14 protein-coding genes are annotated in these 13,099 nt (G+C 59.8%); 2 read left to right on the top strand and 12 right to left on the bottom strand.

From position 1 onward, the window contains the following. Positions 1–3 precede the first annotated feature (3 nt). The 6 genes from GHO42_RS22545 to ubiE form a co-directional block, all read right to left on the bottom strand. Positions 4–282, bottom strand: coding sequence for a twin-arginine translocase TatA/TatE family subunit (locus GHO42_RS22545; RefSeq protein WP_019825245.1), 279 nt, complete (start codon positions 280–282; stop codon positions 4–6). 24 nt (positions 283–306) lie between these two features. Then, positions 307–639: a phosphoribosyl-ATP diphosphatase gene (locus GHO42_RS22540; RefSeq protein WP_095000832.1), complete on the bottom strand. Its 333-nt coding sequence runs from the start codon at positions 637–639 to the stop codon at positions 307–309. Beyond that, a complete protein-coding gene (hisI, locus tag GHO42_RS22535) occupies positions 632–1,033 on the bottom strand; it encodes a phosphoribosyl-AMP cyclohydrolase (protein ID WP_095000833.1) in 402 nt (133 codons plus the stop codon). The genes GHO42_RS22540 and hisI overlap by 8 nt, the downstream gene beginning before the upstream one ends. Before the next feature lie 79 nt (positions 1,034–1,112). Then, positions 1,113–2,717, bottom strand: a complete 1,605-nt coding sequence (gene ubiB, locus GHO42_RS22530; protein WP_095000834.1) for a ubiquinone biosynthesis regulatory protein kinase UbiB — start codon at positions 2,715–2,717, stop codon at positions 1,113–1,115. After that, a complete protein-coding gene (locus tag GHO42_RS22525; protein ID WP_095000835.1) occupies positions 2,714–3,337 on the bottom strand; it encodes an SCP2 domain-containing protein in 624 nt (207 codons plus the stop codon). Before GHO42_RS22525 ends, ubiB begins: the two co-directional genes overlap by 4 nt. Beyond that, positions 3,337–4,107 carry a bifunctional demethylmenaquinone methyltransferase/2-methoxy-6-polyprenyl-1,4-benzoquinol methylase UbiE gene (gene ubiE / locus GHO42_RS22520; protein ID WP_095000836.1) on the bottom strand — a complete coding sequence of 257 codons (771 nt, stop codon included), beginning with the start codon at positions 4,105–4,107 and terminating at the stop codon, positions 3,337–3,339. The genes GHO42_RS22525 and ubiE overlap by 1 nt, the downstream gene beginning before the upstream one ends. A 106-nt stretch (positions 4,108–4,213) precedes the next feature. Here ubiE and GHO42_RS22515 point away from each other — a divergent pair, with 106 nt between their 5' ends. Further along, positions 4,214–4,489 (top strand): polyhydroxyalkanoic acid system family protein, encoded by a 276-nt coding sequence (locus GHO42_RS22515; RefSeq protein ID WP_095000837.1) that lies wholly within the window; start codon positions 4,214–4,216, stop codon positions 4,487–4,489. A 144-nt stretch (positions 4,490–4,633) separates the two neighbouring features. Beyond that, positions 4,634–5,302 carry a phasin family protein gene (locus tag GHO42_RS22510; RefSeq protein ID WP_095000838.1) on the top strand — a complete coding sequence of 223 codons (669 nt, stop codon included), beginning with the start codon at positions 4,634–4,636 and terminating at the stop codon, positions 5,300–5,302. Between the two features lie 163 nt (positions 5,303–5,465). Here GHO42_RS22510 and GHO42_RS22505 read toward each other — a convergent pair whose 3' ends face one another. From GHO42_RS22505 to GHO42_RS22480, 6 genes are all read right to left on the bottom strand, one after another. Continuing rightward, positions 5,466–5,837, bottom strand: coding sequence for a gamma-butyrobetaine hydroxylase-like domain-containing protein (locus GHO42_RS22505; protein ID WP_169916155.1), 372 nt, complete (start codon positions 5,835–5,837; stop codon positions 5,466–5,468). A gap of 65 nt (positions 5,838–5,902) precedes the next feature. Continuing rightward, positions 5,903–7,237, bottom strand: a complete 1,335-nt coding sequence (gene hslU, locus GHO42_RS22500) for an ATP-dependent protease ATPase subunit HslU (protein WP_083369675.1) — start codon at positions 7,235–7,237, stop codon at positions 5,903–5,905. Between the two features lie 68 nt (positions 7,238–7,305). Next, positions 7,306–7,836, bottom strand: coding sequence for an ATP-dependent protease subunit HslV (gene hslV / locus GHO42_RS22495; protein ID WP_016783176.1), 531 nt, complete (start codon positions 7,834–7,836; stop codon positions 7,306–7,308). Positions 7,837–8,079: 243 nt separating this feature from the next. Next, a complete protein-coding gene (locus GHO42_RS22490; protein WP_095000840.1) occupies positions 8,080–8,772 on the bottom strand; it encodes an SPOR domain-containing protein in 693 nt (230 codons plus the stop codon). Between the two features lies 1 nt (position 8,773). Beyond that, a complete protein-coding gene (argS, locus tag GHO42_RS22485) occupies positions 8,774–10,510 on the bottom strand; it encodes an arginine--tRNA ligase (RefSeq protein WP_095017730.1) in 1,737 nt (578 codons plus the stop codon). Between the two features lie 242 nt (positions 10,511–10,752). Continuing rightward, on the bottom strand, positions 10,753–12,972 hold the full coding sequence (locus GHO42_RS22480; RefSeq protein WP_178126949.1) for a primosomal protein N': 2,220 nt from the start codon (positions 12,970–12,972) through the stop codon (positions 10,753–10,755). Positions 12,973–13,099: the final 127 nt, after the last annotated feature.

Below are 13,099 nucleotides of genomic sequence, written 5' to 3'. Positions count from 1 at the left end.
GGCTCACACGTCTTTGCGGGTCGGCTCTTCGACTTTTTGCGCCTGCACGTCGATGGTGTGCGGCTCGTTCAGGGTCGAAGTGGTGTGCGGCTGCGGCGCGGCGGTTGGCTGCGCAGGTGGAACCACGGGCTCGGCAGGCTTTTCGTCGTCGTTCATGGCCTTGCGAAAGCCCTTGATCGATTCGCCGACATCCGTGCCCAGGTTTTTCAGTTTTTTGGTGCCGAAGACAAGGACTACGACTACCAGAATGACGATCCAGTGTTTCCAGTCAAAAATGCCCATGATCTGTTCCTTTGCAAATAAGGGTTAGGTGGACGGCCGCGAGGCTTTTTCCACATGGCCGGAGGTGCCGATACGACGTTCCAGTTCATCCAGTACGGCCTGAGGATGCTGCCCCAGCTGGGCCAGCATGATCATGCTATGGAACCACAGATCGGCTGTTTCGTAGATGACATCGCTGCAATCACCGCTGATGGCAGCGTCCTTGGCGGCGATGATGGTCTCGATCGACTCTTCGCCGACCTTTTCCAGAATCTTGTTCAGGCCCTTGTGGTACAGACTGGCCACATAGGAGCTGTCCGGGGTTGCGCCTTTGCGCGCTTCGAGCACTTGGGCTACGCGGCTCAGAGTGTCAGTCATGGGAGTGCCCTGCTTGGTAAATGGCGTGCGGATCTTTAAGTACCGGGTCGACGATCTTCCACTCGGCGTTTTCGTACACGCGGTAGAAGCAGCTCTGACGGCCGGTATGGCAGGCGATATCACCGATTTGTTCGACCATCAGGATGATCACATCGGCGTCGCAGTCCAGGCGCATTTCATGCAGCTTTTGCACATGGCCGGACTCTTCGCCCTTGCGCCACAGCTTGCCACGGGAACGTGACCAGTAGATGGCACGGTTCTCGGTTGCCGTCAGGCTCAGTGCCTCGCGGTTCATCCAGGCCATCATCAGTACGCGCCCGGTTTTGTGGTCCTGGGCAATCGCCGGCACCAGGCCGTCGTTGTCCCATTTGATCTCGTCCAGCCAGTCTTTCATGTTCGACTCCGACAACCTGCCTCAGCCCTGTGGCTGAGGCCTGGTGAATTAACAGTTTGCCAGCCTCGACCGGGGCTGGCTATCGGCGCACGATCAGATACAAGCCCACGGCCAGCATTATGCCGGCAGGCCAATAGCCTGCAGTGTGTAGCGGGCCAATACTGGCCAGTAATGCGCCAGCGGCCAGATGCCCGGCACCGATCAGGCGCAGGAACCAGCTGTCACGGGGTTCGCGCACGACCAATTGTTTGTTATGGGCATGGGGCTGCGACATGCGTTCGAGCAAGTCGCGGGTCATGCCGGCCAGATGCGGGATCTGCTCGACCTGGCTGTGCAGGTTGCGCAGCAGGGTCTTGGGGCTGACGCGCTCACGCATCCAGCGCTCAAGGAACGGCTGGGCGGTACTCCACAAATCCAGGTCGGGGTACAGCTGGCGGCCCAGGCCTTCGATATTGAGCAGGGTTTTTTGCAGCAGCACCAACTGTGGCTGGACTTCCATATTGAAGCGTCGCGCCGTTTGGAAAAGGCGCATAAGCACCTGGCCAAAGGAAATTTCCTTCAGCGGCTTTTCGAAGATCGGCTCACACACGGTGCGGATCGCCGCTTCAAACTCGTTGAGCTTGGTGTGCGCCGGTACCCAGCCTGAATCGATGTGCAACTGCGCCACGCGCCGGTAATCGCGCTTGAAAAAGGCGAACAGGTTGCGCGCCAGATAGTCCTGGTCCTCGGGGGTCAGGCTGCCGACAATGCCGCAGTCGATGGCGATGTATTGCGGGGCCCACGGGTTCACGGTGCTGACAAAAATGTTGCCGGGGTGCATGTCGGCATGAAAGAAGCTGTCGCGGAACACCTGGGTGAAGAAAATCTCCACGCCACGTTCGGCCAGCATTTTCATGTCGGTGCGCTGATCGGCCAGGGCTGCAAGGTCGGTGACCTGGATCCCGTAGATGCGCTCCATCACCAACACTTTCGGGCGGCACCAGTCCCAGTAGACTTGCGGCACATACATCAGCGGCGAGCCTTCGAAGTTGCGCTTGAGCTGGCTGGCATTGGCCGCTTCACGCAACAGATCGAGTTCGTCGTAAATGGTTTTTTCGTAGTCACTGACCACATCCACCGGATGCAGCAGGCGGGCGTCTGCGCTCAAACGCTCGGCAGTGCGGGCGAGGATAAACAGCCAGGCCAGGTCGGAGCCGATGATCGGCTTGAGGCCCGGGCGTACAACCTTGACCACCACTTCTTCGCCGGTCTTGAGTTTGGCCGAGTGAACCTGGGCCACCGAGGCCGAGGCCAGTGGTTCGATATCAAAACGGCTGAACACTTCACTGATCCGGGCGCCGAGCTGTTCTTCGATCAGCTTGACTGCCAACTGCGGGTCAAACGGCGGTACGCGGTCTTGCAGCAGCATCAGCTCATCGGCGATATCGGCGGGCAGCAGGTCGCGGCGGGTCGAAAGGATCTGGCCGAACTTGATGAAAATCGGCCCCAGATCCTGCAATGCCAGACGCAGGGCGGCACCGCGGCTCAGCTCCAGTTTTTTGCGCGGGAACCAGCGCCACGGCAGTGCATAGCGCAGGGACAACATCCACCACGGCAAGGGCAGGGCGAACAGCAGGTCATCGAGCCGGTAGCGAATGACGACGCGCTGGATGCGGAACAAACGGCGTATGGCAAGCAGCTTCATGCGTTATCGCTGGAATTGAGGGATCGGCAAAGGCGCTCAAAGCGCGCTTCAAGGCGATCCAGGTCGAGTTTGAGTTGGTCCAGCTCGTCAAAGCGCGCTTGCGCCTCACGTTCTCCGACCAAAGTGCGGGCTTCTTCGCTCAGGTATTCGGCCAGGTTCTGGTTGATGCTGGCGAAACCTTGTTGATACCAGTTGGCGCGGCTGCGTACATGGCCACCGATCAATGCCGTTGCCACAGGCCCGATCCAGTTCGAAAGTTCATACTCCCAATCCAGTTCCAGGTCTTGCAGCACCGCCGCCAATTCCATCAACACAGCGCTGTCGCCTTCGAGTTCGACTTCAGGGCTGTGCAGGATGGCGCTCTTGTCCTTGCTCAGAGCAAGGCGCAACAGGCTGGAGGCAGGCGCGCGCAGGGTGCAGTCAGGCTCGGCTGCCCATTGGCTCGCCAGCATCAGGCCTTCTTCGCTGGGCAGAATAAACAGGTGCAGCGAGGGGCTGGCGCAATCGACGGCAATCAACTTGCCGGTCAAGGGGCGCAAACGCGCCAGGGCCGTGCTGTCCAGCCGCAATACGCGGTTGACGCCGTGTTCGACGCTGGCGAGAAGGCCGCGCAGCAACATCAGGGCTTGATGCCGCGATGCAGGGCGACGATACCTGAGGTCATGTTGTGATAGGTCACGCGGTCAAAACCGGCCTCGACCATCATCGACTTCAGGGTTTCCTGGTCCGGGTGCATGCGGATCGATTCTGCCAGGTAGCGATAGCTTTCCGGGTCGTTGAGGATCAGCTTGCCCACCATCGGCATGAAAGCGAACGAGTAGGTGTCGTAGACCTTGGACATCAGCGCGTTGGTCGGCTTGGAGAACTCCAGTACCAACAGGCGGCCGCCCGGCTTCAGCACGCGCAGCATGGAGCGCAGGGCGTCTTCCTTGTGGGTCACGTTGCGCAGGCCGAAAGCGATGGTCACGCAATCGAAATAGTTGTCCGGGAACGGCAGCTTTTCAGCGTCGGCCTGAACGAACTCGATATTGCCGGCTACGCCCTTGTCCAGCAGGCGGTCACGGCCGACTTTGAGCATGGACGCGTTGATATCAGCCAGCACGACCTGGCCGGTAGGGCCAACCAGATGGGAGAACTTGCGGGCCAGATCGCCGGTACCGCCAGCGATGTCCAGCACCTTGTTGCCCGGGCGTACACCGGACAGCTCGATGGTAAAACGCTTCCACAGACGGTGCATGCCGCCTGACAGAACGTCGTTCATCAGGTCATATTTGCCGGCTACAGAGTGGAAAACCTCGGCGACTTTCTCGGCCTTCTGGCTTTCCGGTACGTTTTTGAAGCCGAAGTGAGTGGTGGGTTCGGCATCGCTGCCTTTGCGCTGATCAGTCATATCGCTGTCACCAAAAGAGAATGCTGGCCATTCTAATCCCGGTGGCCGGCTTTGTCTTGGCGAGGGTGAATGTATAGTGGCGGCTTTATTTATCAGGAGCCACGCCATGGCGCGTATCAGCGTTGAACGTACCCACAGTCTGGGCCTTGAGGCCGCACGTGAGAAAGCCCGTCCTTTGGTCGAGAAACTGGCCAGCCAGTATGGCCTGACCCCTACCTGGGCGGGCGACACGGTAAAACTGAAGCGCTCGGGAGTGAATGGCACCCTGCTAATCAGCGACAACAACGTCAAGGTCGATGTGGAACTGGGCCTGTTGATGTCGGCGATGAGCGGCATGATCCAGTCGGAAATCGAACGCTCGCTGGATAAGGCGCTGGCGTAGTTGTGTTGCCGGTCTAATAGCGGCCGCGCCCTTGATACAAGGCGGTTTAACGTCTAAACCTGATGCAGGTGAGCACCTTTGTTCATCTTGATGATTCGACGATCCTGCTCACCGGCGTCGCGACATGACATTGAGGGGAACACGATGGCTGCGAAAAAACCGACTGCTAAAGACAGCAACACCTGGGTAGGCAAGGTGGAAGAGTACTCACGAAAAATCTGGCTCGCAGGTTTGGGTGTGTACTCGAAAATTGATACCGATGGCAGCAAGCTCTTCGACACCCTGGTCAAGGATGGCGAAAAGGCCGAAAAACTGGCCAAGGATGCCGGGCACAAAGTGGCCGAGGGCGTTAAATCGTCGACATCGTCCGCGCGCTCGCGGGTTGAAGATGTCAAGGATCTGGCCCTGGAAAAGTGGGGCGAGTTCGAAGAGGCTTTCGACAAGCGCCTTAATAGCGCCATTACCCGCTTGGGTGTCCCCAGCCGTGATGAGGTCAAGGCGCTGCATGCCAAGGTCGAGACCCTGACCAAGCATATCGAGAAGCTGACTGCGGCGGCTGCCAAAGTTGCGGCCAGCAAGGCGCCGGTTGCGAGCAAGGCGGCACCGGCCAAGGCTGCGGCAAAACCTGCGGTTGCCAAAGCGGCTGCCAAGCCTGCGGCCAAACCTGCAGCCAAGCCCGCTGCTGTTAAAGCTCCTGCGGCCGCGAGCAAGCCAGCAGCCGCCAAACCGGCCGCCAAAAAACCTGCGGCCAAGAAACCAGTAGCGCCTAAAGCGCCAGCGGTTGATGCCAAGGGAACGACTTCCACTTTGTAGCCGCTGACGAGCCGCGCGAGGCTGCGCCCGGCGGCGAAGCCGTCGTAAATCCGGTAAACGCAGTGCATCTGAATAACCGGAGTGGATGGTTCTACGACGGCTTCGCCGCCGGGCGCAGCCTCGCTACGCGCGCCTCAGCGGCTACAAAAAAGCTGCAGCCGGCTCAGAGCATCAATTTGACCACCGACACCGAAGGGTCGCGGGACTTGCCGGCTTTTTTCAGTTCCTGCAAGTAATCCGCCCACAGCTCTTGCTGGCGCACGCCGAGCTGGTAGAGGTAGTCCCAGGTAAACAGCCCGCTGTCGTGACCGTCATCGAAGGTCAGTTTCAACGCGTACTGGCCTGCGGGTTCGATCTTGCTCAAGCCGACATTGATCTTGCCAAATTGCAGAATCGGATTGCCGTGGCCCTGAACCTCGGCAGACGGCGAGTGCACGCGCAGAAACTCGGCCGGCAGGTGGTGCTCTTCGCCGGACGGGTATTTGAGGGTGAGGGTCTTAGAAGCTTTGTGCAGGTTGATGGCACTGGGGATCATGGTCATAACCTTAGGTCATTGCACAAGCGCTGTAGCCGCTGAGAGCGGCTACAGGTGCAAAGGGCTTACAAGATGTAGCGCGAGAGGTCTTCGTTCTCGGCCAGTTCGCCCAGGTGGCTGTTGACGTATTCGGCGTCGATGCGGATAGGCTCCTCATTCTGCGCACTGGCGATATCACCGGCGCTGAAGGACACCTCTTCGAGCAAACGTTCAAGCAGCGTGTGCAGGCGGCGGGCACCGATGTTCTCGGTTTTCTCGTTCACCTGCCAGGCAATTTCGGCCAGACGCTTGATGCCTTCAGGCATGAACTCGATGTTCAGGCCTTCGGTTTTCAGCAGCTCGCGGTATTGCTCGGTCAACGAAGCGTGCGGCTCGCTGAGGATGCGTTCGAAATCCTGTGGCGACAGCGCCTTGAGTTCAACGCGGATCGGCAGACGGCCTTGCAGCTCGGGCACCAGGTCGCTTGGCTTGCTCAGGTGGAACGCACCGGAAGCGATAAACAGGATGTGGTCGGTCTTGACCATGCCCAGTTTGGTATTGACGGTGCAACCTTCGATCAGCGGCAGCAGGTCGCGCTGCACACCTTCGCGGGACACATCGGCGCCACCGACATTACCGCGCTTGGCCACTTTGTCGATTTCATCGATAAACACGATACCGTGCTGTTCGACCGCTTCCAGGGCCTTGGCCTTGAGTTCTTCGTCATTAACCAGGCGACCGGCTTCTTCGTCACGCACCATTTTCAGGGCTTCTTTGACTTTCAGCTTGCGGCTCTTGCGCTTGCCTTTGCCCATGTTGGCAAACAGGCTTTGCAACTGGTTGGTCATTTCTTCCATGCCAGGCGGCGCGGAGATGTCCACACCAACAGCATCGGCGACTTCGATTTCGATTTCCTTGTCGTCCAGCTGGCCTTCACGCAGACGCTTGCGGAACAGCTGGCGAGTGTTGGAATCCTGCGGTACGGCGGCTTCTTCGCCGAATGTGCGGGCAGGAGGCAGCAGGGCGTCGAGGATGCGTTCTTCGGCGGCGTCTTCGGCACGGTGGCGAACCTTTACGATTTCCTGTTCACGCAGCAGCTTGATTGCAGCATCAGCCAGATCACGGATGATCGACTCGACGTCGCGGCCTACATAGCCAACTTCGGTGAACTTGGTCGCTTCAACCTTGATGAACGGTGCGTTGGCCAATTTGGCCAGACGACGGGCGATCTCGGTTTTACCGACGCCGGTAGGGCCGATCATCAAGATGTTTTTTGGTGTGACTTCAACGCGCAGTTCTTCCGGCAGTTGCATCCGGCGCCAGCGGTTACGCAGCGCGATGGCAACGGCGCGCTTGGCGTCGTCCTGGCCGATGATGTGGCGATTGAGTTCGTGGACAATTTCGCGGGGAGTCATGGACATAATAATTGGCGTTCCTCTAGCAGAATCAAGGTTCACAAACGGGCCGTTGAAGCGGCCCGGCAGGTGACTTATTCAGCGAGGTCCTGCTCCTCAATAGTGATGTTGTGGTTGGTGAATACGCAGATATCGCCAGCAATACCGAGTGCTGTTTCAGCGATTTCGCGGGCCGACAGTTCGGTCTTCATCAGCAGGGCACGGGCCGCTGCCTGGGCGAATGCACCGCCCGAACCCATTGCGATCAAGCCGTCTTCAGGCTCAACCACGTCACCGTTACCGGTGATGATCAAGGATGCGTCCTTGTTGGCTACGGCCAGCATGGCTTCCAGGCGGCTCAGCGAGCGGTCGGTACGCCATTCTTTGGCCAACTCGACAGCGGCGCGAACCAGATGGCCCTGGTGCTTTTCAAGCTGGCCTTCAAAGCGTTCGAACAGGGTGAATGCATCAGCGGTGGCACCGGCGAAACCGGCGATGACCTGGCCGTGATAGAGGCGACGGACTTTTTTCGCGTTGCCTTTCATCACGGTATTGCCAAGAGAAACCTGGCCGTCGCCAGCCATGACGACTTTGCCGTGGCGGCGTACTGAAACGATGGTGGTCAAGGGAGAGTCTCCACGCAGCGGGGCGAAAATGCCTGATGGAAATACATATGGGGGTTGTCGCGGATTTTTCAACAGCGGGGAGGGAATGGGGATGAACGGGGAGGCAGGATTTGGCGAAGATGTTGTGGGAGCGGGCTTGCTCGAAATGCAGACGACCCGAAGTGTCAGGCTGATCGCGGTGATGCCATCGCGAGCAAGCCCGCTCCCACAGGGTGTAGCGTAATCCCGTGGGAGCGGCTGGTATCAGCGGCGCTGTTGCAACAACAGGTTGTTGAAACCGCCGCCCGCCAATTGCTTTTGGGCCACCGTCAACTGGTCGCGATTGCTGAACGGGCCAACCAGCACCCGGTACCAGGTTTCGTCTTTCACCGTGCCGGCTTCAACCGTAGCGGTCTGGCCCAGCAGGATGATTTGCGCGCGTACTTTTTCGGCATCGGCCTGTTTGCGGAACGAGCCCGCTTGCAGGAAGAACTTGGTAACCGGTGCCGCCTTGACGACAGGTGGCGCTGGAGGCGGAGTGATTCCGCTCAAGGCTGCCTGGGCGCGGGCGGTGTCGATTTTGGCTGCTTCAGCCGGTGTTACCGGTGCCAGCGGCGCGGTTTGTGGTGTAGGCAGGGTCTTCTCGGGCACGGCTTCTGGCGGCACGAGCACTTCAGACTCGGGCAGCAAGGTATAGAAGTCGTACTTGGGCTTGGCCGGCTGAGTCGGGCTCGGCGCGGTCTTGTTGGCTTCGGCCACTTTCGTGGCTTTCTGCTGCTCCTGCTTGACCCGTTTGACGTCATCACCCTGGCCGGGTTCGAGCTTCATCAGAAACACGATAAAGGCGCCCACGGTCAGGCCGATGGCCATCCATAGCCAGCCCGGGATCGGCTTTTTGGCGGGCGCCTGATACCGGCTGGCACCACGCTTGGGTACTGGTTTCTTCTTGGCGGCCAACTTACATGCGCTCCAGGGTTTCCAGACCCAGCAGTTCCAGGCCTTGCTTGAGGGTACGGCCTGCCAGTGCCGCCAGACGCAAGCGGCTCTGTTTCTGTGCTTCGTCTTCGGCGCTCAGGATCGGGCAGTTCTCGTAAAAGCTGGAGAACAGGCCGGCCACTTCGTACAGGTAAGTACAGAGGGTATGAGGCGTGCCTTTTTCGGCCACGTTGTTCAGCACCTCGCCGAACTGCGCCAGCTTGGCAGCCAGTTCCTGTTCTTGCGGGGCTTCAAGCACGATCTGGCCCTGCACTTCTTCAAAGCCCTTGCCCAGTTTACGGAACACGCCCGCAACGCGGGTGTAGGCGTACAGCAGGTAAGGTGCGGTATTGCCTTCAAAGTTCAGCATCAAGTCGAAGTTGAAGCTGTAGTCGCTGGTGCGGTGCTTGGACAGGTCGGCGTATTTCACCGCGCCAATGCCGACAACTTTGGCAATGGCACGCAGTTCGTCTTCAGGCAACTCCGGGTTTTTCTCTTTAACCAACGTGTAGGCACGTTCTTTGGCTTCGTTGAGCAGGTCAATGAGTTTAACCGTACCGCCATCACGGGTCTTGAATGGACGGCCATCGGCGCCGTTCATGGTGCCGAAGCCCATGTGTTCCATTTCCATCGGATGGGTGATGAAACCGGCCTTGCGCGCAACCGCAAACACCTGCTGGAAGTGCAGGGCCTGGCGCTGATCGACGAAGTACAGGGCGCGATCGGCTTTCAATACGCCGCTGCGATAGCGAATGGCTGCCAAGTCAGTGGTGGCGTATAGATAGCCGCCGTCGGCCTTGACGATGATGACGGGCAGCGGCTCGCCTTCGGCATTCTTGAACTCGTCGAGGAACACGCACTGGGCGCCGTTGCTCTCGACCAGCATGCCCTTGGCCTTGAGGTCGTTGACCACGTTGATCAGGTCGTCGTTGTAGGCGCTTTCGCCCATTACGTCAGCCATGGTCAGTTTAACGTTCAACTGCTCGTAGATTTTCTGGCAGTGCGACAGTGAGATGTCTTTGAACTTGGTCCACAGCGCCAGGCAGTCCGGGTCACCGGCTTGCAGCTTGACCACCAGGCTACGGGCACGGTCGGCGAACTCCGGGGACTCGTCAAAGCGTTTTTTCGCGGCGCGGTAGAAGTTTTCCAGATCGGACAGCTCGTCGCTGGTGATCGGGTTTTCTTCCAGATAGGCCATCAGCATGCCGAACTGGGTGCCCCAGTCGCCTACGTGGTTTTGGCGAATCACCTCGTCGCCGAGGAATTCCAGTACACGGGCCACGCCATCGCCAATGATGGTGGAGCGCAAGTGGCCCACATGCATCTCTTTGGCCAGGTTGGGCGCGGACATGTCGATCACGGTACGCATGGCCGGGGTGGCCTTGCGTACACCGATTTTCTCGTCAGCCAGGGCCGCGTCGAGGCGCGAAGCCAGGGCCTGGGTGTTCTGGAAGAAATTCAGGAAGCCAGGGCCGGCGATTTCGGTTTTGCTGATCTGCTCATCGGCGGGCAGTGCCGCGATGATTTTTTCAGCCAGATCACGGGGTTTCATACCCGCAGGCTTGGCCAGCATCATGGCTATGTTGCTGGCGAAGTCGCCGTGGGTTTTGTCACGGGCGTTTTCCACCTGAATCGCTGGCGTCAGGCCTTCAGGCAACACACCTTCTGTGACGAGTTGAGCTAGGGCTTGTTGAATAAGCTGGCGAATGGTGTCTTTCATGGTCTTCTCTTTCGACCGCAAGCGCGGTAGCGCTTCAGTGCGCAGGTGGAAAAACTGGGTATTATCCGTTGCAAGGTCGGCCTTGCCAACCTTAGCAGGCGGGTTATGGATCTGCGGTGTTCGGTTATTACTTCAAAACGGTGGGCGCGAGCTTGCTCGCGATGGCATCGCTGCGGTTTTCAAGTTGTACCGCGTCGTCTGCATCGCGAGCAAGCCCGCTCCCACGGGGGTCATGAGGTGACTCAATAAAGGTCTACCGGGTCCACGTCCAGCGACCAGCGCACCTGACGACCGCTGGGCATTTGCTCAAGGACCAGCAGCCATTGGCTCAGTAAACGATGCAGCGGTGCACGGGCATTGGCCTGTAATAGTAGTTGAGCACGATAGCGTCCGGCCCTGCGCTCCATTGGCGCAGGCACGGGGCCGAGCAACTCGATACCCCCCAGGTTCAGCTCACCCAGCAGGCGCTCAGCCTCGCTGCAGGCTTCATCCAGAAAACCTTCGGCTTGTCCCGGTTTGTGGGCTTCTGCGCGCAGCAGCGCCAGATGGGCGAAAGGCGGCAGCCCTGCCGCCCGGCGTTCGCTCAGGGCCTGTTCGGCGAAGGCGAAGTAACCCTGCTCGGTCAGTTGGATCAGCAGCGGGTGGTCGGCCAGATGGGTCTGGATAATCACCTTGCCCGGCTCTTCAGCCCGGCCGGCCCGGCCCGCGACCTGAACGATCAGCTGGGCCATGCGCTCGCTGGCGCGGAAGTCGCCGGAGAACAGGCCGCCATCGGCATCCAGGATCGATACCAGCGTCACCCGGGGGAAGTGATGGCCTTTGGCGAGCATTTGTGTGCCGATCAGTATGCACGGCTGGCCCTTCTGGATCGTGGCAAACAGTTGGTTCATCGCGTCCTTGCGCGAGGTACTGTCTCGATCTACCCGCAGTACCGGGTAGTCGGGGAACAAAATCCCCAGCCGCTCTTCGGCGCGCTCAGTCCCGGCACCTACAGGCCGCAGGTCGACTTTGCCGCATTGCGGGCAGTTGCGCGGAACGCGCTCGACGTAGCCGCAGTGATGGCAGCGTAGCTCGCCAGAGCGCTGATGAACGGTCATGCGCGCATCGCAGCGCTGGCATTCAGACATCCAGCCACAGTCATGGCACAGCAATGTCGGCGCGAAGCCTCGACGGTTCAAAAACACCAGTACTTGCTGGCCTGCAGCGAGGGTCTGGCCGATGGCCTGTTGCATCGGCCCGGAAATGCCGCTGTCCAGGGGACGGCTTTTCACATCCAGGCGCAGGAAACGAGGCTGTTTGGCCCCGCCAGCACGCTCGTTCAGGCGCAGCAAGCCGTAACGGCCGGTGTAGGCGTTGTGCAGGCTTTCCAGTGATGGCGTTGCGGAGCCGAGTACGATGGGGATGTTTTCCTGCCGGGCACGCACCAGTGCCAGGTCGCGGGCGTGGTAGCGCAAACCTTCCTGCTGTTTATAAGAGCCGTCGTGCTCTTCGTCGATAATGATCAGCCCCGGGTTTTTCATCGGGGTGAACAGCGCTGAACGCGTGCCAATAATAATGTCGGCTTCGCCGTCACGGGCTGCCAGCCAGCTTTCCAGGCGCTCGCGGTCATTGACCGCAGAATGCACCAGCGCAATACGGGCATTGAAGCGTTGTTCGAAGCGGGCCAGGGTTTGCGGCCCCAGGTTGATTTCCGGGATCAGCACCAGCGCCTGCTTGCCGGCCTGGAGGGTTTCACGGATCAATTGCAAATACACTTCGGTCTTGCCGCTGCCAGTGACCCCGGCCAGCAGGAAGGCATGGAAGTGGTCGAAACCTGCGCGAATCGCTTCGTAGGCAGCGCGTTGCTCGTCGTTGAGCGGCAACTCGGGCTGAGCCAGCCAATGTTCATGGCGCTCACTGGGTGCATGGCGGCGGATCTCGACAGTGACCAGCTCCTTGGCCAGCAGCAGGTCGAGGCTGTCCTTGCTCAGCATCAACTTGCTTAACAGTTGATGCGCCACGCCGTGGGGGTGTTGGGCGAGGGTGGCCAGTGCTTCACGCTGGCGTGGAGCGCGGGCAACACGGGGGTCGTCAAGCCGGGCGCCCGGGGCAATCTGCCAGAACCGTTCCTGGCGCGTTTCGGCCAGCTCACCCTGGCGCAGCAATACTGGCAACGCCCAGCTCAGGGTGTCGCCCAGGCTGTGCTGGTAGTACTGCGACGTCCACAGGCACAGCTTGAATAAAGAGGCGGGCAGCGGCGGCGTGGCGTCGAGCAGGGCGATGGCGGGCTTGAGCTTTTCGGCTGGTACTTCGCTGTGGTCGACCACCTCGACCAGTATGCCAATCATCTCCCGTCGTCCGAACGGTACCCGCAGGCGCATGCCGGGCTGTAAATGACTGCGCAGCACGCCAGCAGGCGCCCGGTAATCAAACAGGCGGCGCAAGGGGGAAGGCAGGGCAAGGCGCAAAATGGCGTCGGGCACGCGGGGCTCTCAAGTGATGAACGGCAAAGATGGCCCGGAGCCTAGCAGACAACGCCGCGCGGGACTAAAAGGCAGGTCAATGAACTGTGAAACTTGCAGGCGGATCATGCTTTGCCGCTTGCGTCAA

The sequence above is a fragment of the Pseudomonas sp. FSL R10-0056 genome (assembly GCF_009600105.1).
Classification (GTDB): domain Bacteria; phylum Pseudomonadota; class Gammaproteobacteria; order Pseudomonadales; family Pseudomonadaceae; genus Aquipseudomonas; species Aquipseudomonas bubulae.
The sequence above is the reverse complement of the archived record's forward strand: the minus strand, read 5'-3'. Positions and strand labels throughout refer to the sequence as shown.